Here is a 24,280-nt window from a genome sequence, read left to right as displayed (position 1 = left end):
ACGGCGTTTTAATGGGGAAAGATCATACAGGGTTTGTCGCCAAATCCCTCAGCCGTGCAAGGTCTGCTGCCACTGCGCCCGGTCGATGCGGTACAGCACGTGAGGGCGCAGGGGATGCTCCGCGGGCAGGCGCGGATGATCGAAACTGCCGTCCGGATCGTGCTGCATGCCGATGGCCTGCATGACCTTCTGCGACGCCAGGTTGCCCTCGCTGGTGAACGCCACCACCTCGTTCAACTGCAACTGGCTGAAGGCGCAGCGCAGGCAGGCCCAGGCCGCTTCGCTGGCAAAGCCCAGGCCCCAGTGCCGACGCGCCAGACGCCAGCCGATTTCCACCGCGGGGGTGAATGGCGCATCGAAGCTCACGTTGAGCAGCCCGGTCATGCCGATGAAGGCGCCGGTATCCTTGCGCTCCAGCGCCCACAGGCCGAAACCGTATTCATTGAAGTGGCCACGTATACGCCCCATCAGCGCCGCCGTCTCCAGCCGCGTCAACGCCGCCGGAAAATGCCGCATCACCTGCGGGTCGGCGCACAGCGCAGCGAACTCGGCGAGGTCATCGTCGTGCCACTGGCGCAGGATCAGGCGCGGGCTTTCGAGGGTGGCGATCAGGGTCATGGCAGGCTCCGGCACGGCTGACAGGCGAGCAGTCTAACGGGTAAGACCTGCGCTCGGCGCCGGCGTGCGACTGGTCGTGACCCTGCACGGCTGGCAAGATCAGCGCTGACCGCCACTCGAGCCGACCATGCCGCTGCCGCTGATCTACCACGACGACTACAGCCCGCCATTCCCCGCCGACCACCGTTTCCCGATGGACAAGTTTCGCCTGCTGCGCGATCACCTTGTCGACAGCGGCCTGACCTGCGACCAGGCCTTGCTGCGCCCGGAACTGTGCCCTGTGGATATCCTCGCCCTGGCCCACGACCGCAGCTACATCGAGCGTTACATTCACGGCGAGCTGTCACGCGAGGATCAGCGCCGCCTCGGCCTGCCATGGAGCGAGGCGCTGGCGCGACGCACGGTGCGCGCCGTCGGCGGCTCGCTGCTGACCGCCGAGCAGGCCTTGCAGCACGGCATCGCCTGCCACCTGGCCGGCGGCACCCACCACGCCCACTACGACTACCCGGCAGGTTTCTGCATCTTCAATGACCTGGCCGTCATCAGCCATTACCTGCTGGCCGCAGGGCGGGTACAGCGGGTGCTGATCTTCGACTGTGACGTGCACCAGGGCGATGGCACCGCGCGTATGCTTCACGACACCCCGGATGCCATCACCGTGTCGCTGCACTGCCAGCAGAACTTCCCGGCACGCAAGGCCGACAGCGACTGGGACATCGCCCTGCCCCGCGGCATGGGCGATAGCGACTACCTGCAAGTGGTCGACGAAGCGCTGAATTACCTGTTGCCGCTGTATCAGCCTGATCTGGTGCTGTACGACGCCGGCGTCGACGTACACCGGGACGATGCGCTGGGCTACCTGCAACTGAGCGATGCCGGGCTGGCAGCACGGGATGAAGCGGTGCTGCGCCACTGCCTGGGCCGCGACATCCCGGTGATGGGGGTGATCGGCGGTGGCTACAGCAAGGACCGGCAGGCCCTGGCCAAGCGTCACGGAATTCTTCACCACAGCGCAGCGCGGGTGCTCGGTTACCCACAATGACTGTGGAACCGACTGTGGATAACCTGCGCGAAACCCCTTCCAGCCCTTGCCGCACAAGGCCTGCGGCGAGATGTACGTTTTTTGTACAGTGTCGTCGAAGGCATGCCTGGGGTAGAATGCGCGCCCTCTTTTCCACAGCCCACCGCCCGTCATGACCGATTCCTTGCCCGCTGCACTCCCCGTTGTCGTGATCGGCGCTGGCCCCGCCGGGCTGATGGCTGCCGAGGTGCTGGCGAACGCCGGTGTGCCCGTGCAGGTGTTCGATGGCATGCCTTCGGTCGGGCGCAAGTTCCTTCTGGCCGGTGTCGGCGGCATGAACATCACCCATTCCGAGGCTTATGCGGCGTTCGTTGCGCGCTATGCCGAGCGCAGTACGGCCATCGATGCGTTGCTGCGCGACTTCGATGCCGATGCCTTGCGCCAATGGATTCACGCGCTGGGCATCGATACCTTCGTCGGCAGCTCCGGGCGAGTGTTCCCCAGCGACATGAAAGCCGCCCCGCTGCTGCGCGCCTGGCTCAAGCGCCTGCGCGAGGCCGGGGTGGTTATCCACACCCGCCAGCGCTGGCTGGGCTGGGCTGCCGATGGCCGTTTGCGGTTCAGTGGTGCACAGGGCGAGCAGCAGATAGCTGCGCGGGCAGTGGTGCTGGCCCTGGGCGGCGCCAGCTGGGCGCGGCTGGGCTCGGATGGTGCCTGGGTGCCGCTGCTGCAAGCGCGGGCTGTGGATATCTCGCCGCTCAGGCCGAGCAACTGTGGCTTCGAGGTGGCCGGCTGGAGTGAAGTGCTGAGCGCCAAACATGCTGGTGCACCGGTAAAGAACATCGCCCTCAGCGTGCCCGGCGCAGCGCCGCGCAAGGGTGAGTTCATCCTCACCGCGCAAGGCGTGGAAGGCAGCCTGGTGTACGCCTGGTCGGCGCCACTGCGCCAGGCGATCGAGCGCGACGGCAGTGCCGTGCTGCGCCTCGATCTACTGCCGGACAAATCCGTGGAAAGCATCCGTAAAGCCTTGGCCCGCCCGCGCGGGTCGCGTTCGATGGCCAAGCACTTGCAGGCGCAGTTGGGGCTGGAAGGGGTCAAGGCGGGGCTGCTGCGCGAGTTGGCCGAACCTGCGCTGTTCAACGACCTGCCGCGTCTGGCCGAAGCGATCAAGGCTCTGGAGATTCGCCTGCTGCGCACCCGCCCGCTGGACGAGGCGATCAGCAGCGCCGGTGGCGTGCGCTTCGAAGCGCTCGACCCCGGCCTGATGCTCAAGGCCGTGCCCGGCGTGTTCTGCGCAGGCGAGATGCTCGACTGGGAGGCGCCGACCGGCGGCTACCTGCTGACCGCCTGCTTTGCCAGCGGCGTGCGCGCCGGACGGGCCGCAGCGCACTGGCTCGCGCAACAGGATTGAGTCGCCGTCCGGCTCTGCGCGGTCGCCGTTCATCCGATCAGGCCAGCCGGCAACCGGACAAATACCCCGGGTGGCATTGCTCCGTGGCAATCGGCCCGCATAGAATTGAGAACGATTAACAATCATTCCTCCATTCCAGCGCAGGCCGCCATCACCATGCAGGTCAATCACCCACTGCCACCCGCCGAGGTCGATCTGCTCTACCAGGCGCATAACGCCTGGCTGCGCGGCTGGTTAAGGGCCCGGGTCGGTTGCCGCGAGCATGCGGCCGATCTCGCCCAGGACACCTTCGTGCGCCTGCTGCGGGCCCGCCAGAGCGCCCCGCTGAAACAGCCGCGGGCCTATCTGAGCAGCATCGCCCGGGGCCTGATGATCGACCAGTTGCGCCGCCGCGCCCTGGAACGGGCGTACGCCGACAGCCTGGCGCATCTGCCCGAGCTGGAAGCGCCGAGCGAAGAGCAACGGCTACTGATTCTCGACACCCTGGAACGCCTCGACCGCGCCCTGCATCAGCTCAAGCCCCGGGCGCGGCAGGCGTTCTTGCTGGCGCAGCTGGAGGGCCTGAGCATCGTTCAGGTCGCCGAACGCCTGGAGGTGTCGCGCGCCACGGTCGAGCGCGATCTGGCCCGGGCGCTGGGCGCCTGCTACCGGATTCGCTACGCCGATGCGTGAGCGCGACGCCACCAGCAGCCTTGCCCAGGAACAGGTCGACCAGGCCATCGAGTGGCTGGTGCGGCTGCGCTACGACCGCCCCAGCCCCGGCACCGAACGACAGTTCCAGCACTGGCTCAGCAGCCATCCGCACAACGCCCTGGCCTGGCAGCGGGTCAGCAACCTGGGCGATGAACTGGCCAGCCTGCCCAGCGAGCTGAGCCGCAATACCCTTGAGAGCAGCCAGCGCCAACGCATCAGCCGGCGCGACCAGCTCAAGCTGCTCGGCGTGCTGGCCATGGCCGGCGGCCTGGGCTGGATCAACCGCGAGCCGCTGGGCCTGGAGCGCTGGCTGGCCGACAGCCGCACCGCCACCGGCGAGCGGCGCGACGTGCGTGGCCGCGACGGCAGCCGTATCCAGCTCAACACCGCCAGCGCCATCGACCTGCGCTTCAGCCACGACCTGCGCCGGCTGACCCTGCTGCAGGGCGAGGTCAGCCTCGACAGCAACGGTGACGATCGGCGCCCTTTCCTCATCGACACTCGTGTGGCGCAACTGACCACCCAGGGCGGCCAACTGCTGCTGCGCGAACAGGGCGCCGGCCTGCTGCTGGCGGTCAAGCGCGGCGAGGTGACACTGAATGGCGCTGCCGGCCAATCGCGGCGCATCGCGCCCGGCGAGGTGCTGCAACTGGACGCCGCCGGGCAGTTGCAGGCCGCCCACCTGCACGTCGATCCCTGGGGCTGGACCGATGGCGTACTCAGCGTGCAGAAGATGCCTCTGGCGGCCTTCTGCGCCGAGCTGTCGCGCTACCGGCCGGGCTTTCTGCGCTGCGCCGAGCAGGTCGCCGAGCTGAAGGTGTCCGGCACCTTCCAGCTGGCCGACACCGAGCAGATCCTGCGCCTGCTCGCCCGCAACCTGCCGGTGCAGGTGCATTACCGCACGCGCTATTGGGTCAATCTCGAAGCGGTGTGAAAAAAACGTGAAAATAAATGAGGTGGAATCTCATTCTCGTGCGGCCTGAAGGAACAAAGCCCGAAAAGTGGTCTTAACCTTCAGGAGCGTTTCATGATTCACCTTGCCCCTTCCCATCGCCTGCGCAGCGCCGTGCGTGCGGCGCTGTTCGGCCTCAGCCTGGCCGGCGCCTGTGGCGTGTCCAGCCTGGCCCAGGCCGCCGAAGCCAGCCAGGCGCAACAACGCGACTGGCGTATCACCGCCGGCCCACTGGCCCCGGCGCTGGATCAACTGGCGCGGCAAGGCGGGCTGAACCTCTCGTTCGACGCCGCCAGCCTGCAAGGCAAAAGCACCCAGGGTGTTCAGGGCCGCTACAGCAGCGCCCAAGCCCTGTCGGTGCTGCTGCAGGGCAGCGACATGCAGGCCCAGCAGCAGGGCGACAACAGCTTCGTGCTGATGCCGACGCTGGACCTGGGCGGCGCCATGGAACTGGGCGCTACCAGCATTTCCAGTAACCACCTGGGCATCACCACCGAGAACAGCGGCTCGTACACCACCGGCGCGGTGACCATCGGCAAGATGCCGCAAAGCCTGCGCCGCACCCCGCAATCGGTGACCGTGGTCACCAGCCAGCGCATGGCCGACCAGAACATCACCAACCTCACCTCGCTGCTCGAACAGACCCCCGGCGTGGTGGTCAACCTGTTCGACAGCGAGCGGGTGCAGTACTACTCGCGCGGCTACGCCATCGATGCCATCCAGTACGACGGCGCCACCGTGGCCCAGGGCAGTGGCGGCGGCTCGTTCGTGCAGAGCGACGCAGCGCTGATCGACCGCGCCGAAGTGCTGCGCGGCGCCACCGGCATGCTGCGCGGCGCCGGCAACCCATCCGGCACCGTCAACCTGGTGCGCAAGCGGCCGACGGCCGAATTCCAGGGTCAGGGCAGCGTGACCCTCGGCTCGTGGGATTCGCAGCGCTATGTGGCCGACATCTCCGGGCCGCTGACCGAAACCGGCAACGTGCGTGGACGGATGATCGCCGTGCATGACGACAAGGAACACTTCCAGGAATCGCGCAAGGAGCGCAAGGAAGTGCTGTACGGCGTGCTGGCCTTCGACCTCAGCGAAGCCACCACCCTGACCACCGGCCTTGAGTGGACCAAGCTCGACGCCACCGGCGCCTGGGGCAACCTGCCCGCCGACTTCGATGGCTCGCCGCTGCCGTTTGGCCGCAGCACCTACCTGGGCGCCGACTGGAACCGCTGGAACCGCAGCAACCTGCAAACCTTCGCCGAGCTGGAGCACCGCTTCGGCAACGACTGGTCGCTCAAGCTGATGGCCCAGCGCACCCATTTCGAGCTGGCCGATGATGGTTTCAAGCAGACTTACATGAGCCGTGCGCGCAGCGAGGACAACCCCACCAACAACCCCTATCTGATGAGCTACCAGGTGGTCGAGGGTGATGGCGGCGAGAGCCTGCAGAACAACCTCAGCGCCACCCTCAATGGCCCGTTCGAGCTGCTCGGTCGCAGCCATGAGCTGATGCTCGGGGTCGAGCGCATCCGCAACGACTCCTACGCCTCGGCGACCGCCAACGTGCAGTCGGGGCTGTTCGACATCCGTGACTGGGACCCGAAGACCAGCCTCGGCAACCCGAAAATTGATGTCACCAAGCACCCGGTGCGTACGCGAACCACCCAGCAAGGCGCCCATGCCACCTGGCGCATTTCCCTGGCCGACCCGCTGACCGCGATCATCGGCGCGCGCACCAACTGGTACGAGTACGAGCAGGAAAACAACACCAACAGCAATGGCAAATTCAGCGTCGACAACGAGGTGGTGCCCTACGCCGCGCTGATCTACGACCTCAATGACAACTTCAGCACCTACGCCAGCTACACGGAAATCTTCAACCCGCAGACCGCCACCGACAGCAGCGGCGCGGTGCTCAAGCCGGTTACCGGCGAAGCCTACGAGACCGGTATCAAGGGCGAGTTCTACGAGGGCCGGCTGAATACCTCGCTGGCGTTCTTCCGCATCTATCAGGTCGGCAATCCACTGACTGACCCGACGTTCACCGACGGCAACTGCCCCTCTGGGCTGACGAGCAATTCGTGCAAGATCGCAGCCGGCAAGAACCGCAGCCAGGGCTTCGAGCTGGAGGTGTCCGGCGAGGTGCTGCCCGATTGGAACGTCGGCGGAGGCTTTACCTACAACACCACCAAGTACTTGAAGGACACCACCAGCAACACCGGCAATGCCATCCGCACCACCGACCCCAAGCGCATGCTGCGGCTGTTCACCAGCTACCGCCTGCCGGGCGAGCTGCAGGCCTGGACCGTTGGCGGCGGCGTGCAGGCGCAGAGCAGCATCTACAACCGCGCAGGCGCGGCCGAGGCGTCGCAGTCGGGCTATGCGGTGTACAACGCCATGCTCAGCTACCGCTTCGACGATCATTATTCGGTGCAGCTCAACGCCAACAACATCTTCGATCGCAAGTACTACCGCCAGGTCGCACCGACCGCCACCGGCTACTACTGGGGTGATCCGCGCAACGTCTCGCTAACCCTGCGCGGCGCGTTCTGATTCGCGCCTTCAGCCCTGCTCTGGCAGCGGCGCTCGCTCGCCGTTGCGCCGGTACGCCGCCCAGGCGAAGCAGACGAACAGCCCGGCCATCAACGCCAGCGCCACGGGCAGGCCATGGGGCGCAACCTCCATGGCCGCGCCACTGAGCAGCGGCCCGACCAGGCTGCCGACGCCCCACAACAGGCCCACACTGGCGTTGGCGGTGACCAGGTCGCGGCCGCTGAACTGCTGGCCGATCAGCACCAGCGCCAGGGTGTAGATCCCGCCGGCCACGGCGCCCAGCAGCACCAGCAGCGGCCACAGCAGCCAACTGGCCTGCAGCAGCCATGGCAGGCTGATGCCGATCAGCATCGCCAGCACGCCGCAGGCCAGATGCAGGCCGGTGCGCTCGACCCGGTCGGCCAGCCAGCCCAACGGCAGCTGGAACAGCATGTCGCCGGCGAACACCACCGTCACCATCAACGCGGCGACCGCCACGGCAAAGCCGTGACTGCTGGCATACACCGGCAGCAACGACAGCACCACGGCATCGAAGAACGAGAAGAACAGCACGCCCATGCACAGCGCCGGCGCTACACGGAAGAACCCGGCCAGGCCGAAGGTCGCCTCGTCGCCGTGATGCACCGCGCGGTCGTCGGGCACCGTCAGCACGATGCACAGCAGCGCCAGCCCGTAGCAGGCGGTGACCAGGCCGATCAGCCACGGGCTCTGCGCCCCCAGCAGCGACAACAGCGCCGGGCCGAGCACCTGAAAACCGGTGAAACAGGTGGCGTACAACGCCATGACCTTGCCGCGGTTGTCTTCCCGGCACAGCTCGTTGACCCACGATTCCCCCAGAATGATCGCCACCCCCATGCCCAGCCCCAGGGCCAGACGCAGCAGGGCCAATTGCCACAGCGCATCGAAACCCCACGGCAGCAAGGCGATGCTCACCGTGCACAGGCTGAAGCTGAGCAAGTAGATGCTGCGCCGGGTCAGGTGCCGGCAACAGGCGTCGACCAGAAACGCCGACAGCATCATGCCCGCCGCCGGAATCGCCGAGACCACGCCGATCTCCAGGCTGCTCGCACCCTCGGCATGCAGACGCAAGGCCACCAGCGGCAGCGTCGCGCCCAGACTGAAACCGACCACCGACACCGCGAACAACAGACCCACCAACAGACGCATGTTCATGACTACTCCACACCCGCCAGGCAGGGGCTGGCAGGAATTCTTCACTCAGGTAAAGGACGAATGCAGGCGCCGACCGCGCAAGGCCGAACGGCGCAGATCAGTGGCTGGCGAGGTGTGGCGAGAAGGTGAAGGCGAACAGCACGCTGCGCCGGCGCTTGAGCACCGTGTCGCTGGGCCAGGCGCGGCGCAGGGCCTCGGGCTCAGGCTGACGGGAAGCGGCGATGATCGGCAGGCGCTGCATGACGGCGGGTTACGTGAGAGGACAGGAGGCGGACTCTAGGCCAGCCACCCTGCCCTCGTCAATTGAGCGAAAGTCGAGCCGCTCAGCGCTTGCTGGTCGAAGGCAACAACACCGTCAACAGCCCGAACAGCGGCAGGAACGAGCACAGTCCATAGACGTATTCGATACCGCGCAGGTCGGCGACGTAGCCGAGCAGTGCGGCGCCGATGCCGCCGAAGCCGAACATCAGGCCGAAGAAGATCCCGGCGATCATGCCCACGCTGTTGGGCACCAGCTCCTGGGCGTAGACGACGATGGCCGAGAACGCCGAGGCGAGGATGAAGCCGATGATGACGCTGAGCACGGTGGTCCAGAACAGGTCGGCGTAGGGCAGCACCAGGGTGAACGGCGCAACGCCGAGGATCGAGAACCAGATCACCGCCTTACGCCCGATGCGATCGCCGATCGGCCCGCCGAAGAAGGTGCCGGCGGCGACCGCGCCGAGGAACAGGAACAGGTGCAACTGCGAGCTGGCCACCGACACGCCGAACTTCTCGATCAGGTAGAAGGTGAAGTAGCTGGTGAAGCTGGCCATGTAGAAGTACTTGGAGAACACCAGCAGGCCGAGAATCACCAAGGCGGCGATGACCCGTCCGCGGGAAATGCCATGGCCGGCCTGCACCGCCTTGCGCGCCTTGAACTGGTTCAGGTGCTGGCTGTACCAACTGCGCAGAATCAGCGTCACGCCGAAGAAGAACAGCGCTGCCAGGCCGAACCAGGCCACATGGGTCTGGCCGAAGGGAATGATGATCGCCGCCGCCAGCAACGGGCCGAGCGCCGAGCCGGCATTGCCGCCGACCTGGAAGCTCGACTGCGCCAGACCGAAGCGCCCGCCCGAGGCCAGGCGGGCGATGCGCGAGGTTTCCGGGTGGAAGGTCGACGAGCCGATGCCGACCAGCGCCGAGGCCAGCAGAATCATCGGGAAGCTGCCGACGAAAGCCAGCATGACGATGCCGACCAAGGTGCACAGCGTGCCCATGGGCAGCAGATTGGGGTTGGGCCGGCGGTCTGTATAAAGGCCGACCCAAGGCTGTAGCAGCGAAGCGGTGACCTGGAAGGTCATGGTGATCAGGCCGATCTGGGTGAAGCTCAGGTCGTAGTTGGCCTTGAGCATCGGGTAGATAGCCGGTAGCACCGACTGGATCAGGTCGTTGATCAGGTGCGCCAGCGCGCAGAAGCCGATGATGCGCATCACCAGCGGCATGCTGCTGGCGGTGGAGGTCTGCGTACTGCTGGTGGCCATGGCCTGAATCATCCGTCCGCGAAATGAACCGCGATTATCCGGAAACAACTAGTTACTTAGCTACCTTTTTTACCACCCATCCGCTACGTACTTGTAAATGGTTCTCACTCTAATTAGCATCCCTGGCACACCTACCCACCCTCTTCCACATGGTTCACGAGCGCTCGAACGATGCAGCCGATGCCCGCCCTGCAGCCTGAAGTCGATGCCGATGGCGATGTCCATCAGCACGCCACCCAATGGTTCATCCGTTTGCAGCAACCCAACTGCGACCCGCGTCTGCGCGAGGCCTTTGCCCAGTGGTGTGCCGAGCCGCACAACGCCCAGGCCTATGCCGCAGTGCAGGCCCGCTGGCTGCGCAGCGCGGTGCCGCCCGAGCGTCCCCGCCCCAACCCTGTGCAATTGCGCCGCAGCAAGGCCGGGGCGTACCTGGGCGTGCTGTTCCTGCTGCTGCTCGCTGCGCTGGCCTACCTCTATTGGCCTTGGGCCCAGCGTCAGACCAGCGATCTGCACAGCGCCCCCGGCGAGCGGCGCATGGTCAAACTCAACGAAGGCTCCAGCGTGCAACTGGCTGGCGCCAGTGCGCTGAACCTCGACCTGCGCGGCCGCGTGCGTCAGTTGCACTTGCTGCAAGGGCAGATGTACCTGGAAGTGCGCCTGGACGGGCGCCCCATGGAAGTGCAGGTCGACGATGCGCGCATTCAGGTGTTCGGCACCCGATTGCTGATCGGCCACCGCGCTGACGGCGGCGAGCTGGTGGTACTCGATGGCAAGGCGATGGTCATTCAGGGCGGCGACCAGCGCCTGGTGTCGGCCGGCGAACGGGTCAGCTTCGGCGAACACGGCATCGCCACCGTGCAGAAGGCAGACATCCAGGCCGCGCAAGCGTGGCGCAAGGGCGAACTGATCGCCCAGGACATGCCCCTTGACGAACTGCTGCAGCGCCTGGCCAGCACCCGGGGCCAGCGCGTGTGGCTGCTCGACGAGCAAACCGCGCATCGGCGAATCAGCGGCCAGTTCGATCTGGACCACGCCGAGCAGACCCTGCAACGCCTGGCCGCCGAGCAGCAGGTCGCACTGTATAGCCTGTTCGGCCACGCCTGGCTGCTGCGCTGATCGCCGTGGCGGGCTAAGTTTCTGAAAGCGTGTGGATTTTTTTTGCAGGGAGTGTTGACAGAGGGGCGAGTGAAGAGAATAATGCGCGCCAGTTGGCTACATAGCTCAGTTGGTTAGAGCATAGCATTCATAATGCTGGGGTCCGGGGTTCAAGTCCCTGTGTAGCCACCAAACTCCGAAAAGGGCTTACCGCAAGGTAGGCCCTTTTCTTTTGCGTCCGAAAAAGCCCAGCCGGGGTTCGACGGATTCGCGCGCAAAGCCTGAGCTCAGCATTGAGAATAAGTACCATTCACGCTAGCATGCCGCACCTTTGGCCGCCGTCAGGATGTGGGCAATGTCGCAAGATCGCGAGCACCTGCTGGCGGCGTTTCTGGAAAACCGTGAAGCCTTGCAGGCGTACCTGGCTCGCCAGTTCGGCAACGTCGGCGTGGCCGAAGACCTGACCCAGGAAACCTGGCTGCGGGTCGCCAGCCGTACCCTTGGCGCGCACATCGGTAATCCCCGCGCGTACATCTTCCGCATCGCCCGCAACCTGGGCATGGACCTCTACCGCCGGCAGTCGCTGGGCATCGAGCTGCAGCTCGACCCGCTGGCCGTGGAGCAGATCGCCGATGCGCGAATCGATCCAGCGCACAATCTCGAACAACGCCGAGAACTCGAACGCCTGGTGCAGGTGCTCGACGAACTGCCGCCGCGCTGCCGCGAAGTGTTCATCCTCTGCCGCGTCGAAGGTCTCGACCATCAGCAGATCGCCGAGCGCCTGAACATCTCCAAGAGCACCGTGGTGTCGCAGATGGTCAAGGCCATGCAACGGCTCGAGCGAGCAATGCGGTGAAAGGCCGATTACACTCCCCGCCCCGTCCCCAGCCTGGCCTGGCCGCTTGCCTATGACCGATCCGCAGACTGCTACCCCGCTCGACCAGGCGCTGGAGTGGTGCGTGCGCCTCGATGATCCAGGCGTAACGGCCGCGCAGCGCCAGGCGTTCGAACGGTGGCTGGCCGCCGACGAACTGCACGCGCAAGCCTGGCAACGGGCGCGGCAGGTCTGGCAGGCCGCTGGCCCCGCCGCCGAACGCAGCGCCGCGCGACGGCCGCTGGCGCCACGTCGGCGCGCACGTGTGGCCGGTTTTGCCAGCGCTGCGCTAGTGCTGCTCGGCCTGCTGCTGTGGAACCTCGACCCGGCGCGCCACGCTGACTACCGCACCGACGTGGCGCAAGTGCGCAGCTGGACCCTGGACGACGGCTCGACCGTGCAATTGGCGCCGCACACCGCTCTGGATGTGCGCTACAGCGAAGGCGAACGGCGCATCCGCCTGTACCGCGGTGAAGCCTGGTTCCAGGTCGCCGGCAACCCGCAGCGGCCGTTCATCGTCGAAAGCGCAGGCGGCACCACTCGCGCCCTGGGCACTGCCTTCGATGTGCGGGTGCTGGACGATGGCGCGCAAGTCAGCGTCACCGAGCATGTGGTGCGCATCAAGCAGGGCCAGCAACAACTCGACCTCGCCAGCGGCCAGGCGGTGCGCTATGACGCCCAGGGCATTGGCTCGCCCAGTGCCTTCGAAGCCGAGCAATTGAGCTGGCGCGAGCAGCGCCTGAGCTTTCGCAACCAGCCGTTGCAGGACGTCATCGCACGCTTGCAGCCCTACAGCCGCGCCCACCTGATGCTGTTCGACGAGCGTCTCAAGCACCTGCCGGTGACCGCCTCGGTGCGCACCTCCGAGGCCGATGCCGCCCTGCGCAGTCTGCAAGTGGTGCTGCCGGTGCAGGTGACTGAAGTAGGCCCGTGGCTGACTCTCATACGCCCCGCAAAAACGCCTGCGGAAAAAAGATAGCGAAGTGGCATCGTTGTCTTCGGCGAGTCGTCCGTCATAAGTCCTGATCGCAAACGAGAAACACTCGCGAGCACGACTGACCCTTACGGATAACCCGCCCATGCGCACCCCTGCCCGCCGAACCCTTCCTTACCACGGCCTGTCCACCTGCCTGACGCCGTTGCTGCTGAGCACCGCCCTGGGCTGCTCGCTGGCCCTGCTGCCGCTTGCCAGCAGCGTCGCCGTCGCCAACGAGCAGAGCACCGAGCACAGCTATGCCATCGCCGCCCAGCCACTGGATGCAGCCATCCTGCAATGGTCGGCGACCAGCGGCGTGCAGCTGTTCGCCGACGGCGAACTGACCCGCGGCAAGCGCAGCAGCGCGGTACAGGGTCGCTACAGCGCAGAGGCCGCCTTGCAGCAGCTGCTGGCCGGCACCGGCCTGACCTTCAGCCTCGCCAGCGGCCAGCGCGCCTACCTGCAAGCGCTGCCGGAACAGGGCGCGGCCATGCAACTGGGCGCCACCACCATCGACAGCCAGATGCTCGGCGCCACCACCGAAGACACCGGCTCGTACACCACCGGACAAGTGTCGATCGCCAAGACCGCGCAGACACTCAAGGAAACCCCGCAAACGGTCAGCATCATGACCCGCCAGCGCATCGAGGATCAGCACCTCACCTCGATCCACGACGTGCTCAACCAGACCAGCGGCGTGTCGGTGTACCAAGGCTCGCTGACCAGCTCGCGCTACCTGTCGCGCGGTTTCGAGATCACCAGCTACCGCATCGACGGCGGCTCGCCGCTGGGCAGCGCGGCCTATGCACGCAAGGACCATGACATGGCGATGTACGACCATGTCGAAGTGCTGCGCGGCTCCGATGGGCTGTTCTCCGGTAACGGCGAGCCGGGCGGCAGCATCAACCTGGTGCGCAAACGGCCCACCGCCGCGCCGCGGGTCGAGCTGGAAAACTCGGTCGGCAGCTGGAACAACTACCGCTCGATGCTCGACGTCAGCGGCCCGCTGGCCTTCGACGGCAAGCTCAAGGGCCGCTCGGTGCTGGTCTACAACGACCGCGACATGTTCTACGACAAGGCCGACGCCGAGCGCTCGTTCTTCTATGGCGTGCTGGAAGCCGACCTGAGCGACGACACCACCGTGCTGGCCGGCATGACCTACGACCACAACCGCACCTCCGACCAGGCCTACGGCTGGCCACGGGCGCTGGACGGCGCCTCCCTGGGCCTGCCGCGCAGCCATTTCCTGGCCGGCGCCGATGACTTCATCAAGACCAAGGGCGAGTCGTTCTTCCTGCGCGTCGACCAGCGTCTGTCCGACACCTGGACCGCCACCCTCGACACGCTCTACGCCCAGGCCGACCAGGGCCGTGGCTACTACAACTTCTACGGCGCCGTCGACCCAGCCGACGGCTCGGGTTCCGGGGCCAACTGGCAGGGTCAGGCGCAGGACCTGTCGAGCAAGTCGGTGGACTTCAACCTCAAGGGCGACAGCACCGTGCTGGGCCTGGAAACCAACACCCTGGTGGGCTGGAACTGGACCGACGTGGTGTTCGACAACGATCACTGGGAGGGCGAGGAATTTCGCCAGATCGACGACATCTTCGCCTTCGACCCCGACGACTACCGCAAGCCCGGCAGCACCGTACCGACCTACAAGGAATACCAGCGCATGAAGCAGAATGGCCTGTACGGCTCGTTGCGCGTACGCCTGTTCGACCCGCTGCACGTGATCGTCGGTGGCCGCTACAGCAACTACAGCTACACCTACGACACCGACTACGTCACCGGGCGCAGCACCACCAACCCCTACAGCGACCGACGGGTGTTCACTCCCTTCTTCGGTGCCACCTACGACCTCACGCCGGAGTGGAGCCTTTACGCCAGCGTCGCCGACATCTACAAATCCCAGGCCGATCTGCGCAAGGCCTCGGGTGGGCCGCTCAAACCGATCACCGGCACCAGCCATGAACTGGGCATCAAGGGCGAGTTGCTCGGCGGGCGAGTGAACACCTACGCCGCGCTGTACTACGTCAAGCGCGAAGGCCAGGGCGTGCGCGAATTCCGCAACGGCGTCGACAACTGCTGCTATAACGACGATGGCCTGGTGACCAGCAAGGGCCTGGACCTTGAGATCAGCGGCGAGCTGTTCGAGCGCTTCCAGGCCAGCCTGGGCTACACCTACAACCATGTACGCAACAACGTGGCCGGATCGGCGACCAACTCGCTGACCCCAAAACACTTGCTCAAGCTGTTCGGCGCCTATCAGATGCCGGGCGCCTGGTCGGCGCTGAAGGTTGGCGGTGGAGTGACGGCGCAGTCGCCGTCGTACGTCAACGGCAGCATCTACGTGCGCGGCAGCGATGGCGAGTTCGAGGAAACGTCCGACAGTTACGCCTTCTCCCAGGCCGGTTACGCGATCTGGAGCGGCTTTGCCGAGTATCAGCTGGATAAACACTGGAGCCTGGCGCTGAACGCCAACAACCTGCTGGACAAGAAGTACTACGCCACCGTCGGCCAGGCCGAGTACGGCAACTTCTACGGCGATCCGCGCAACTACACGCTGACCTTGCGTGGGGTGTTCTAAGAGGTGGGAAGCGCTGCTGGAACGGCAACATCGACGGCCGTTCCAGCAGTGCTCAGAAGCGGGTGTTCAGAGACGGCTGATCAGCGACCGAGCATGACCGCTTGCATGCGCGACTGCGCCTGCTGCACGGCCTGGCCCTGTTCGTTCAGGCTTTTCAAGCGGGTATTGAGCTCTTCCAGCACTTTCGGATCCTGCACGGAAATCTGCGCGCCCTTGATCTCGATCTGCTCTTTGTGCGCCTCGACGTAGTTGCCGACGTCCTCGATACCGGCCATGGCCGTGTCGATCTGCGGCAGCAGGGCCAGGAAGGTGTCGGCCGGCTTGCTCACGGTGCGCTCATAGGCCTGGTCGTACACCGGCTTGAGGTCTTCAGGCTGCTTGAGCTGGGCCTTGGCGGCGTCGGCCTCTTCCTTGTACTGCTTGAGGTTCTGGCCCATCTCCGACAGCCCGGTTTGCGCCGCCTTGAAGTCATCGCGGTGCTCGATGACATCGTTCAGCGAGCGCACCGAAATCTTCTTGGTCAGCTCACCCAGGGGTTTGACGCTGGCGTCCATCTTGCCGTTGAAGTCGGTGATCACCGAATAGTGCGAGGCGTAGTCGCCGAAGGCCTTGGTTTCTTCGGCCGAAGGTTTGGGCACATGCACGCCCGGCTTGTCGATGATGCGCGTTTGCAGGAACTGCTTGAAGGCGGCGCGTTGGTCCGGCTCGCTGTCACCGCAGGCGGTGAGCATGAAAGGGATGACGGCAGCGAGCAGCCATTGCGGACGGAAAGAGACGTTCATGTCGGAGACATTCCTTGCAGACAGGGAGGAGTTACCGGGATTAGTCCGACGAAACGTGAATAAGTTTTGTCTAGCCGTGTGACAGGCCGCACAGGCCTGCCTGCTAGCTGAAAAGCGGCGCTACTCGAACAACGTACAGGCCATCACCAGAGCATCTTCGCGGCCACCGGCCATGGGGTAGTAGTCGCGGCGTCGGCCAATCTCGTTGAAGCCGAAGCGCTCGTACAGGCGATAGGCCGACTGATTGCTGGCGCGCACCTCGAGGAAGCACTCGCGGCCATTGAGCTGCCAGGCCCGGGCCATGAGCTGCTCGAGCAGGCGCAAACCCAGGCCGCGCCCCTGGTTCTCGGGCTTGACGGTGATGTTGAGCAGGTGCGCTTCATCGATGATGACGTTGATCACGCCATGGCCGACCTGCTGCTGGCCGTCGAACATCAGCCATACCTCGTAGGATTTCAGCGCATCGAGGAAGATGCCGCGGGTCCAGGGGTGGCTGAACGCGGCGTATTCGATTTTCAGTACGGCATCGAGGTCGGCCTCGGTCATGCGGCGGAAACTGAGGGTGTCGGTCATTGCGCAGGTTTCCAGCGCGCCATCAGCTGGCGCATGGCTTTCCAGACGTCAGCCTTGCGCTGCGGCTCGTCCATCAACAGTTCAAGTCCCGGCAGCGCCCAGGCGGCGCCCAGGCTGTCGACCTGGAGCAGTTGGTAATAGCTGTGTTCATCGCCCTGGCCGGCGAAGCGTACCGCCGGCAGGCCAACCAGCCACAGGCAGACACTGGGCGAGTCTTCCAGGCGGGCCTGGACGAAGGCCTGGAGAAACTCTCGCGCAGCGTCCGGGCCCTGATCCATGTTGCCGCGGGTGAACATCGGCCAGCGCACCGGCTCACCGACGATCTGCGGCGCGTCGGGCAGGCCGGCGGCGCGCAGCATGTCCTTGAGCAGCAGGTAGGACGGGTCGCGGCTCTGGAACGGCTGCCCGGTGGCCAGCTCGACCAGCAGCAGGCAGTTGCCGGCGCGCAGCAGTTGTAAGGCAAAGCGCGGTGGCGCAACGCGCGGCGCACGCGGCTCGCTGGGTTTTTCCGGGCTTTCGAGCACTGCTGGCGCCGGTTTGGCCAAGCTGGCCGGACGCGGAATGTCGATTTTCGGGCGTGGCGCAGGGCGCACTGCCGGCGCCTCGGACCGCGCTGCCGGAGCGATCGCGGCAGTATCGTCGACTACCGGCAACGGCGCTTCGGGCGGCGTCTGTGGCAACAGCAGCTCGGCACGCGAGGGTGCGGCGAACGGCAGCTCGGCGCGCGGCAGCCAGTGCACCACTTGCATGGCGGAAAGGTAAGCGCGGCGGCGGGGTTCGGTGAGCACGGCGGGTCGTCCGGGAAAAACAGGCGGGCATTCTACCGCTGTTGCCGCTGATTTACCGCAACAGACCAGCGGAAAAGCCGCCCTGGCGACGCCGCCGCGCCCGGCGAGCGCTCGGGGGGTGAAATCCTCCCGGTGCTATGCAGTACAATCGCCCCCCTTTTGTGTGGCAACGAGTCGACCCGCCAATGATCGAACCCAAGCGTGTACTGCGTGCCCTCGCCGAGCACTGGGCGCTGATCGAGCCGCTCTGCGAGCGTTTCGACCAGGGCACCCTGAGCCTGATCGAGCTGCGCCAGCACCTGGCCCGCCATCAGCTCGACAGCACCCCGCAGGACATCACCCAACTGCTCGACCTGTGGATCCGCCTGGACATCCTGGTACCGGTGGCCAAAAGCCCCAACCGCTTCGAGCTGAACGCGCAGATTCATGATTTCCTCGCCTACCTGCGCCGCGAACACCGGCTGGGCCTGTGCCTTGAGATCGAAGCCTACCTGCGCCACCTCGAACGCCTGGCCGGTCACATTCAGGACGCCTTCGACACCCGCGACAGCGACGACCTGGCGCGCCAGTTGCGCCTGCTCGACATGCGCGTGCGCGATGTGCTGAAGAAACTCGACAACGACGAACAGGCGCTGGTGGCGGTGGCCGAGCGGGCCAAGACCAGCAACCGGCAGATTCCCCTGCGCCAGCGCTACGCCGAAGTGCTGGCGACCTGGGACGAGTACGTCGAGCCGATGATCCAGCTGGTCAACGCCGATGGCGCCTTCGAGCAGGGCGTGCGCAAGGTCGAAAGCGTGCTGCTGCACCTGCTCGGCGAACAGGCACGCTTGGGGCATCTGGTCGACGACGACATGCTGCTGCGCACCCACGCGCGCATTCTGGAAATGCAGACCAGCGCCCAGCTGACCTTGCGCCATGCCCGCGAACTGCTGCTGCCGCTGCGCGAAGAGGCGCGTCGACACAACGCCGTGACCCGTGGCGCGGCGCTGGCGCTGTCGGTGATCCGCCGCAAGGGCCTGGACGCCCTGCCCCACGCCGCCATGCCGCTGTTCACCCGCCCGCAAAGCACCTTCCTCGGCAGCGCCAGCCAGGTCGAGGCCTACGTGTATGCCCTGGCCCGTTTCGAGCCCAAACCTGCACGCTTCCCCAAGGCGCACAAGACCGACAAAGACCCGGCAACCCAGGCGCCGCGCACGGTCAAGGAAATGCTCCAGCGCTGCGAAGACGCCCTGCCCATGCCTGACCTGATGCTCTGGCTGCTGGAGCAGGAGCCCAATGGCGCCACCGATGAACTGCTGTACTGGTTCTCGCGCCTGTCGCGCGACAAGCGCTTCGCCCGCCAGCGCCTGGCGCGCCGCGATTACCTCACCTGCGAGCACAGCGTCAGCCTGCACTCCTTCGCCCTGACCTCCATCCGCGATGCCACGCCCGAATCCACCGCGAGTTCCGCCCATGCATCTTGATCTCTCCGAACTGTCCCAGCTGGCGCCGATCTTCCGCGAGCTGTTCAAAGGCTTCCACGTCAGCCGCCGCGACCCCGAGCTGTACGCGCAACTGTCGAACTTCCAGGACCAGTACCGCACGCTGTTCAAAGCCTTGGGCTTCGAGTTGGTGTGCGATACCCGCGGCTTCTACTACTTCGTCCCCGAGCAGGCCGCCGCGCAGGTCAACAAGACCGCCCAGCGCCTGTCGCTGTTCACCTTCATTCTGGTCGAGCACCTGGCTGACCAGGGCCGCGACCCGATGGCGGTGCTCGACGGCGGCAGCCTGGGCCGCGACGAACTGCCCTCGCTGCTCGACAAGTACCGTGACCTGTTCCTGCAGGCCGAAGTGCAGAGCGTCGAAGAGCTGGAAGAAAAGATCCTGCGGCGGATGACGCAACTGGGCTTCGCCCACGAGGAAGGTGGCGTGTACCGCTTCCTGCCGCCCATGCACCGCTTCCTCGATGTGTGCCTGTCGGTGCAGCAGGACCGCGACCTGGCCGCCACGCTGCACAGCGCCCTGCCCTTGCCGACTCCGGTGCTGGCAGAAGAAGCGCCGGATGACGACGCCGCCTCGGTGGATGAAGAAGAAGAAGAAGACGAAGCAGCCGCCTTGGCCCGCGCCATTCGCGATGAGCAACAGGAGATCGACGCATGAGCCAGGAACGCTACGGTATCCGCCGTTTCGCGCTGCTCAACACGGCCGGCTACAGCCTTGGCCTGTTCCCCCTCGAACACCCGCTGTCGGTGTACGGTGCCAACAACCTGGGCAAGTCGGCGTCGATCAACGCGCTGCAGTTCCCGATCCTGGCGCGCATGTCGGACATGAGCTTCGGCAAATACAGCCTGGAGCAGTCGCGGCGCTTCTACTTCGCCAGCGACACCAGCTACATCCTCTGCGAACTCAAGCTGCCCCACGGCAGCCATGTGGTGGGCGTGGTCGGGCGTGGCCCGGGTGGCGGCTTCGGCCATCAGTTCTTCGCCTACAAAGGCGAGCTGGACCTGGCCCACTATCAGCAGGACGACACCTGCCTGCGGCAGAAGGAGCTGTTCGCCAACCTCGAGCGCCACGGCCTCAAGGCCTATGAGCTCAAACCCGACGAACTGCGTCGACTGCTGGTCGGCGGCCACACCTCGGTGCCGCTCGACCTCACCCTGATCCCGCTACGTTCGACCAGCGAGCACAGCCTCAAGACCTTCCGCGCGCTGTTCATCAACTTGCTGCACATGCGCGAAATCACCGCGGCCAAGCTCAAGCAGTTGTTCCTGGATGCTTTCGAGCACAGCCTGCGCTCAGGCAGCGTCGATTACATCGCCGCCTGCGAGGAAGCCTTCCGCGACGTGCGGCGCATGGAGCAGGACTACAACGCGCTGGTCACCGCCGGCCCGCTGATCGAGGCCCTGGCCGGCGGCGTGGCCCAGCGCGACGTGCTGCGCGGCAAGCTGCACCGGATATCTCCCCTGCTCGATAACCTGCTCGGCACCTGGCAGGAATACGCCATGGCGCGCAAGGAAGAACTGGTGATCCAGGCCGAGCACTACCGCAGCGAACAGGACAACCTGCAGACCACCCAGCGCAGCGGCACCCAGGAGCTGATGCGCCTGGAGCGGGAAATCACCGGCTGCCAGCGCTGGCTGGGCGAACTGGCGGTGCTGAAGAATCGCTTCGCCCTGATCGACGATGTGAAAGTGCTCGAGCAGCAACTGCTGGCGGCCAAGGATGCCCACGACGAACTGGCCGGCGCCCTGGCGCAATCGCGTCAGTTCAGCGCCGAAGACCTCGACGAGCGCCTGCGCGACCTCGAACAGCGCCTCAAGAGCGTGCGCCAGCAGCTCGACCACGCCGACAACAATAGCTACGCCAAGCTGCGCGAGGAGTTTTCCCAGGCCGATGTCGAGCGCCTGATGCGCCTGTTCAACGGCGCACTGTTCAGCTTGCCGCTGGGCGAGCGCGGCATCGCACTGGACGACGACGGGCTGTGGGTCAAATCCCTCGAAGCCCTGCTCGATGGCTTCAATGGCGAGCGCTTCGAAGTGCCGGGCCTGGCCATCGACCTCTCGCACATCGACCCACCGGCGTTGCAGGCGCTGGCCGACCGCGCCGCCCTGCGCGAGCAGAAGGATCGCCTCGACAAAGAGCTCAAGCAGCTCAAGACCCAGCAGTCGGTCGCCGTCGACCGCAACGCCAGCAAGGCCCAGACCGAGGCGCTGTACCAACAGGTACTCGACGCGCAGAAAGCGCTGGAAGACTACCGCCGCAGCCAGACCCTGTGCGTTGAAGAGGCCGAGAAACTCGAACAGCTGGCACAACTGGAAGCGGCCCAGGACGAGCTCAAGCGCTCCAGCGACGCCTTCACCGAGCGCGTCCAGCAGTTGTCGGCCAAGCTGCAATTGGTCGGCCGGCAGTTGTCCGATATCGAGTCCAAGCAACGCACCCTCGACGACGCCCTGCGCCGCCGCCAACTGCTACCCAGCGACCTGCCGGCCGGTACGCCGTTCATGGAGGTGGTGGACGACTCGATGGACAACCTGCTGCCGCTGCTCAACGACTACCAGGACAGCTGGCAGGCCTTGCAGCGGGTCGACAACCAGATCGAGGCGCTGTACGCCCAGGTGCGCCTCAAGGGCGTGGCCAAGTTCGACAACGAAGATGACATCGAGCGCCGCCTGCACCTGCTGATCAACGCCTATTCGCACCGCAGCGAAGAGGCCCTGACCCTGGCCAAGGCGCGCCGCGCGGCCGTCACCGACATCGCCCGCACCCTGCGCAACATCCGCAGCGACTACGACAGCCTCGAACACCAGTTGGCGTTGTTCAACCGCGAGATCAACAAGCGCCAGGTGTCGAACCTGGAGAGCTTCCGCGTGGTGCTGGCGCCGAACAAGGAAGCGCTGCGGCACATCGACCAGATCATCCATAGCGCCGGCAAGTACGAGGAAGGTGAAACGCTGTCGGTGTTCGACCTGACCCACAGCGTCGAGCAGGACCAGAAGAACGAAGAGGCCAAGGAATACCTGGCGCGGCTGGTGGCGGCCAACCACAACCAGTTGGGCTTGAAAGAGCTGTTCGAACTGGCCTTCGAGATCACCAAGATCAACGGCCAGCCGGTGATCCACGCCGACATCGACGGCGCCGCGTCCAACGGCACCACCATGACCATCAAGGCGCTGACCAACATGTACCTGTTGCTGCACCTGATGGACCGCGACCTGGCCGGACGCATTCGCCTGCCCTACTACCTCGACGAAGCCGCCGACATCGACGAACGCAACCAGACCGCCTTGCTGGAAACCAGCCAGCAACTGGGCTTCGTGCCGATCCTGGCGAGCGTCAAGCCACAGGTATCGGCCCACGTAGCCATCGACCTGGAAGGCGGCAGCGGGCCGAACGGGATCTATATCGATGAGTCGGACTGGAAGTTCATCAGCCGGCTGGAGGAGGGAGAGGCTGGCGCGGCGTGAGCGTTCAATGCCTGGGGTGCAGCTCACAGTTGAGCTGCACCCCGATGATGGACATCACTGCACCCAAGGCAGAATCGGAATCGCCGTCACGGCATTCTGTGGGCTGCCTTCGATGACGCGGTCGCTGTACACCAGGTAGACCAGGGTGTTGCGCTTCTTGTCGAAGAAGCGCACCACCTGCATGGTCTTGAACACCAGCGAGGTGCGTTCCTTGAACACGCTTTCGCCGTCCTTCAGGTCGCCCTTGAAACTGATCGCACCGACCTGGCGGCAGGCGATCGAGGCTTCGGCGCGATCTTCGGCCAGGCCCAGGCCACCTTTGAGGCCGCCGGTCTTGGCCCGCGACAGGTAGCAGGTCACGCCTTCGACCTTGGGATCGTCGAAGGCTTCGACGACGATGCGGTCATTCGGGCCGACGAACTTGAACACCGTCGACACATTGCCGATTTCCTCGGCGCCGGCCAGCAGCGGTGTAGCCAGGGCAACAACAGCGAGCATCCGTTTCAGCACGGCAAATTCCTCAAACCAGAACCAGGTTGTCGCGATGGACCAGCTCGGGCTCGGCGCTGTAACCGAGGATGGCCTCGATGGCGTCGGACGGCTGGCCGATGATTTTCTGCGCTTCCAGCGCACTGTAGTTGGCAAGACCCCGGGCCACTTCACGACCATCGAGGTCGACGCAGATGACCATTTCACCGCGGCGGAAACTGCCCTGTACGGTCTTCACGCCAACCGGCAGCAGGCTCTTGTGCGCCGCCTTCAGCGCCTGCACGGCGCCGGCGTCGAGCACCAGGGTGCCGCGGGTCTGCAAGTGCCCGGCCAGCCATTGCTTACGCGCCGCGAGCATTCCGCGTTCGGGCGAGAGCAAGGTGCCGAGGCGCTCACCGGCCTTGAGCCGATCGAGCACGCGCTCGATGCGCCCGCCGATGATGATGGTGTGGGCGCCGGAGCGGGCTGCCAGGCGCGCGGCGCGCAGCTTGGTCTGCATGCCGCCACGGCCCAGGGCGCCGCCAGTGCCACCGGCGACGGCATCCAGGCTCGGATCATCGGCACGGGCTTCGTAGATCAGCGAGGCTTCGGGGTTGTTGCGCGGGTCGGCATCGAACATGCCGTCGCGGTCGGTGAGGATCACCAACAGGTCGGCTTCCACCAGGTTGGCCACCAGCGCGGCCAAGGTGTCGTTGTCGCCGAAGCGAATCTCGTCGGTGACCACCGTGTCGTTTTCGTTGATCACCGGCACCACGCCGAGGTCGACCAGGGTGCGCAAGGTGCTGCGCGCGTTGAGGTAGCGCTTGCGGTCGGACAGGTCATCGTGGGTCAGCAGAATCTGCGCGGTGTGCTTGCCGTGCTCACCGAAGCTCGACTCCCAGGCCTGCACCAGGCGCATCTGGCCCAGGGCGGCGGCGGCCTGCAGCTCGTTCATCGCGCTCGGTCGGGTGGTCCAGCCCAGTTGGCTCATGCCGGCGGCGACTGCCCCGGACGAGACCAGCACCAGTTCCACGCCCGCTTCACGCAATGCCACCATCTGCTCGACCCAGACCGCCATGGCACCGCGGTCCAGCCCTTTGCCGTCGGCTGTCAGCAGGGCACTGCCGATCTTCACGACCCAGCGCTGCGCGCCCGTCACCTTGCTTCGCATCTTCTTTCCAACCTATGTCGAATCTGTAGATAGCGTTGATATGTGGATACTAAAACGCCGCTCGATTGAGCGGCGTCCAGTGTAC

The 24,280-nt window shown here is 65.6% G+C and carries 21 protein-coding genes and 1 tRNA gene; 13 read left to right on the top strand and 9 right to left on the bottom strand.

What is annotated here, in order from left to right:
- Positions 1–48: 48 nt before the first annotated feature.
- Positions 49–618 carry a GNAT family N-acetyltransferase gene (locus H618_RS0117130; protein ID WP_028696231.1) on the bottom strand — a complete coding sequence of 190 codons (570 nt, stop codon included), beginning with the start codon at positions 616–618 and terminating at the stop codon, positions 49–51.
- A gap of 127 nt (positions 619–745) precedes the next feature.
- Between H618_RS0117130 and H618_RS0117125 the strand changes: the two genes are divergently transcribed.
- From H618_RS0117125 to H618_RS0117105, 5 genes are all read left to right on the top strand, one after another.
- The gene (locus tag H618_RS0117125; protein ID WP_028696230.1) at positions 746–1,660 is read left to right on the top strand and encodes a histone deacetylase family protein; all 915 of its coding nucleotides are present in this window, start codon (positions 746–748) and stop codon (positions 1,658–1,660) included.
- Positions 1,661–1,811: 151 nt separating this feature from the next.
- Positions 1,812–3,050: a TIGR03862 family flavoprotein gene (locus H618_RS0117120; RefSeq protein WP_028696229.1), complete on the top strand. Its 1,239-nt coding sequence runs from the start codon at positions 1,812–1,814 to the stop codon at positions 3,048–3,050.
- Positions 3,051–3,206: 156 nt separating this feature from the next.
- Complete coding sequence (locus H618_RS0117115; RefSeq protein ID WP_028696228.1) at positions 3,207–3,722, top strand: sigma-70 family RNA polymerase sigma factor; 516 nt, start codon at positions 3,207–3,209, stop codon at positions 3,720–3,722.
- Positions 3,715–4,677, top strand: coding sequence for a FecR domain-containing protein (locus H618_RS0117110; protein WP_028696227.1), 963 nt, complete (start codon positions 3,715–3,717; stop codon positions 4,675–4,677). The genes H618_RS0117115 and H618_RS0117110 overlap by 8 nt, the downstream gene beginning before the upstream one ends.
- Before the next feature lie 93 nt (positions 4,678–4,770).
- Positions 4,771–7,242 carry a TonB-dependent siderophore receptor gene (locus H618_RS0117105; protein ID WP_028696226.1) on the top strand — a complete coding sequence of 824 codons (2,472 nt, stop codon included), beginning with the start codon at positions 4,771–4,773 and terminating at the stop codon, positions 7,240–7,242.
- 9 nt (positions 7,243–7,251) lie between these two features.
- Here the strand turns inward: H618_RS0117105 and H618_RS0117100 are convergent, their stop codons facing one another.
- The 3 genes from H618_RS0117100 to H618_RS0117090 all read right to left on the bottom strand — a co-directional run bounded on the left by H618_RS0117100 (position 7,252) and on the right by H618_RS0117090 (position 9,938).
- On the bottom strand, positions 7,252–8,415 hold the full coding sequence (locus H618_RS0117100; RefSeq protein ID WP_028696225.1) for an MFS transporter: 1,164 nt from the start codon (positions 8,413–8,415) through the stop codon (positions 7,252–7,254).
- A 97-nt stretch (positions 8,416–8,512) separates the two neighbouring features.
- Positions 8,513–8,656: a hypothetical protein gene (locus H618_RS22970; protein ID WP_169338841.1), complete on the bottom strand. Its 144-nt coding sequence runs from the start codon at positions 8,654–8,656 to the stop codon at positions 8,513–8,515.
- A gap of 82 nt (positions 8,657–8,738) precedes the next feature.
- Complete coding sequence (locus tag H618_RS0117090; protein ID WP_028696224.1) at positions 8,739–9,938, bottom strand: MFS transporter; 1,200 nt, start codon at positions 9,936–9,938, stop codon at positions 8,739–8,741.
- Between the two features lie 171 nt (positions 9,939–10,109).
- Here H618_RS0117090 and H618_RS0117085 point away from each other — a divergent pair, with 171 nt between their 5' ends.
- The 5 genes from H618_RS0117085 (at position 10,110) to H618_RS21835 (ending at position 15,470) form a co-directional block, all read left to right on the top strand.
- On the top strand, positions 10,110–11,054 hold the full coding sequence (locus H618_RS0117085) for a FecR family protein (protein ID WP_028696223.1): 945 nt from the start codon (positions 10,110–10,112) through the stop codon (positions 11,052–11,054).
- 94 nt (positions 11,055–11,148) lie between these two features.
- A tRNA-Met gene (locus H618_RS0117080) sits at positions 11,149–11,225 on the top strand.
- A gap of 163 nt (positions 11,226–11,388) precedes the next feature.
- Positions 11,389–11,889, top strand: a complete 501-nt coding sequence (locus H618_RS0117075) for an RNA polymerase sigma factor (protein WP_050577338.1) — start codon at positions 11,389–11,391, stop codon at positions 11,887–11,889.
- A 52-nt stretch (positions 11,890–11,941) separates the two neighbouring features.
- The gene (locus H618_RS0117070) at positions 11,942–12,886 is read left to right on the top strand and encodes a FecR family protein (RefSeq protein ID WP_028696221.1); all 945 of its coding nucleotides are present in this window, start codon (positions 11,942–11,944) and stop codon (positions 12,884–12,886) included.
- Positions 12,887–12,986: 100 nt separating this feature from the next.
- Complete coding sequence (locus H618_RS21835) at positions 12,987–15,470, top strand: TonB-dependent siderophore receptor (protein WP_050577337.1); 2,484 nt, start codon at positions 12,987–12,989, stop codon at positions 15,468–15,470.
- Positions 15,471–15,550: 80 nt separating this feature from the next.
- Here the strand turns inward: H618_RS21835 and H618_RS0117060 are convergent, their stop codons facing one another.
- The 3 genes from H618_RS0117060 to H618_RS0117050 all read right to left on the bottom strand — a co-directional run bounded on the left by H618_RS0117060 (position 15,551) and on the right by H618_RS0117050 (position 17,613).
- On the bottom strand, positions 15,551–16,252 hold the full coding sequence (locus H618_RS0117060; protein ID WP_028696220.1) for a DUF3053 domain-containing protein: 702 nt from the start codon (positions 16,250–16,252) through the stop codon (positions 15,551–15,553).
- Positions 16,253–16,372: 120 nt separating this feature from the next.
- Positions 16,373–16,825 carry a ribosomal protein S18-alanine N-acetyltransferase gene (gene rimI, locus H618_RS0117055; RefSeq protein WP_028696219.1) on the bottom strand — a complete coding sequence of 151 codons (453 nt, stop codon included), beginning with the start codon at positions 16,823–16,825 and terminating at the stop codon, positions 16,373–16,375.
- Complete coding sequence (locus H618_RS0117050) at positions 16,822–17,613, bottom strand: hypothetical protein (protein WP_028696218.1); 792 nt, start codon at positions 17,611–17,613, stop codon at positions 16,822–16,824. Before H618_RS0117050 ends, rimI begins: the two co-directional genes overlap by 4 nt.
- A gap of 185 nt (positions 17,614–17,798) precedes the next feature.
- Here H618_RS0117050 and mksB point away from each other — a divergent pair, with 185 nt between their 5' ends.
- The 3 genes from mksB to mksF are packed head-to-tail and all read left to right on the top strand — an operon-like array spanning position 17,799 to position 22,556.
- The gene (gene mksB, locus H618_RS0117045; RefSeq protein WP_028696217.1) at positions 17,799–19,076 is read left to right on the top strand and encodes an Mks condensin complex protein MksB; all 1,278 of its coding nucleotides are present in this window, start codon (positions 17,799–17,801) and stop codon (positions 19,074–19,076) included.
- Entirely contained in the window at positions 19,066–19,752 is a 687-nt protein-coding gene (gene mksE / locus H618_RS0117040) for an Mks condensin complex protein MksE (protein WP_028696216.1), read from the top strand. Before mksB ends, mksE begins: the two co-directional genes overlap by 11 nt.
- Positions 19,749–22,556: an Mks condensin complex protein MksF gene (gene mksF, locus H618_RS0117035; protein WP_028696215.1), complete on the top strand. Its 2,808-nt coding sequence runs from the start codon at positions 19,749–19,751 to the stop codon at positions 22,554–22,556. Before mksE ends, mksF begins: the two co-directional genes overlap by 4 nt.
- Positions 22,557–22,610: 54 nt before the next feature.
- Here the strand turns inward: mksF and H618_RS0117030 are convergent, their stop codons facing one another.
- Both H618_RS0117030 and proB read right to left on the bottom strand, forming a co-directional pair.
- Entirely contained in the window at positions 22,611–23,054 is a 444-nt protein-coding gene (locus H618_RS0117030; RefSeq protein WP_033727747.1) for a CreA family protein, read from the bottom strand.
- Between the two features lie 22 nt (positions 23,055–23,076).
- Complete coding sequence (gene proB, locus H618_RS0117025) at positions 23,077–24,195, bottom strand: glutamate 5-kinase (protein ID WP_028696213.1); 1,119 nt, start codon at positions 24,193–24,195, stop codon at positions 23,077–23,079.
- Between the last annotated feature and the right edge of the window lie 85 nt (positions 24,196–24,280).

This window comes from Pseudomonas cremoricolorata DSM 17059 = NBRC 16634 (assembly GCF_000425745.1).
In the GTDB taxonomy this organism is placed as follows: domain Bacteria; phylum Pseudomonadota; class Gammaproteobacteria; order Pseudomonadales; family Pseudomonadaceae; genus Aquipseudomonas; species Aquipseudomonas cremoricolorata.
This window is presented reverse-complemented; position numbering and strand designations above follow the sequence as displayed.

Excerpts from the sequence above, each read along its gene's own strand:
- H618_RS0117130 (WP_028696231.1), bottom strand. The coding sequence starts at position 618 with ATGACCCTGATCGCCACCCTCGAAAGCCCGCGCCTGATCCTGCGCCAG.
- H618_RS0117125 (WP_028696230.1), top strand. The coding sequence starts at position 746 with ATGCCGCTGCCGCTGATCTACCACGACGACTACAGCCCGCCATTCCCC.
- H618_RS0117120 (WP_028696229.1), top strand. The coding sequence starts at position 1,812 with ATGACCGATTCCTTGCCCGCTGCACTCCCCGTTGTCGTGATCGGCGCT.
- H618_RS0117115 (WP_028696228.1), top strand. The coding sequence starts at position 3,207 with ATGCAGGTCAATCACCCACTGCCACCCGCCGAGGTCGATCTGCTCTAC.
- H618_RS0117110 (WP_028696227.1), top strand. The coding sequence starts at position 3,715 with ATGCGTGAGCGCGACGCCACCAGCAGCCTTGCCCAGGAACAGGTCGAC.
- H618_RS0117105 (WP_028696226.1), top strand. The coding sequence starts at position 4,771 with ATGATTCACCTTGCCCCTTCCCATCGCCTGCGCAGCGCCGTGCGTGCG.
- H618_RS0117100 (WP_028696225.1), bottom strand. The coding sequence starts at position 8,415 with ATGAACATGCGTCTGTTGGTGGGTCTGTTGTTCGCGGTGTCGGTGGTC.
- H618_RS22970 (WP_169338841.1), bottom strand. The coding sequence starts at position 8,656 with ATGCAGCGCCTGCCGATCATCGCCGCTTCCCGTCAGCCTGAGCCCGAG.
- H618_RS0117090 (WP_028696224.1), bottom strand. The coding sequence starts at position 9,938 with ATGGCCACCAGCAGTACGCAGACCTCCACCGCCAGCAGCATGCCGCTG.
- H618_RS0117085 (WP_028696223.1), top strand. The coding sequence starts at position 10,110 with ATGCAGCCGATGCCCGCCCTGCAGCCTGAAGTCGATGCCGATGGCGAT.
- H618_RS0117075 (WP_050577338.1), top strand. The coding sequence starts at position 11,389 with ATGTCGCAAGATCGCGAGCACCTGCTGGCGGCGTTTCTGGAAAACCGT.
- H618_RS0117070 (WP_028696221.1), top strand. The coding sequence starts at position 11,942 with ATGACCGATCCGCAGACTGCTACCCCGCTCGACCAGGCGCTGGAGTGG.
- H618_RS21835 (WP_050577337.1), top strand. The coding sequence starts at position 12,987 with ATGCGCACCCCTGCCCGCCGAACCCTTCCTTACCACGGCCTGTCCACC.
- H618_RS0117060 (WP_028696220.1), bottom strand. The coding sequence starts at position 16,252 with ATGAACGTCTCTTTCCGTCCGCAATGGCTGCTCGCTGCCGTCATCCCT.
- rimI (WP_028696219.1), bottom strand. The coding sequence starts at position 16,825 with ATGACCGACACCCTCAGTTTCCGCCGCATGACCGAGGCCGACCTCGAT.
- mksB (WP_028696217.1), top strand. The coding sequence starts at position 17,799 with ATGATCGAACCCAAGCGTGTACTGCGTGCCCTCGCCGAGCACTGGGCG.
- mksE (WP_028696216.1), top strand. The coding sequence starts at position 19,066 with ATGCATCTTGATCTCTCCGAACTGTCCCAGCTGGCGCCGATCTTCCGC.
- mksF (WP_028696215.1), top strand. The coding sequence starts at position 19,749 with ATGAGCCAGGAACGCTACGGTATCCGCCGTTTCGCGCTGCTCAACACG.
- H618_RS0117030 (WP_033727747.1), bottom strand. The coding sequence starts at position 23,054 with ATGCTCGCTGTTGTTGCCCTGGCTACACCGCTGCTGGCCGGCGCCGAG.
- proB (WP_028696213.1), bottom strand. The coding sequence starts at position 24,195 with ATGCGAAGCAAGGTGACGGGCGCGCAGCGCTGGGTCGTGAAGATCGGC.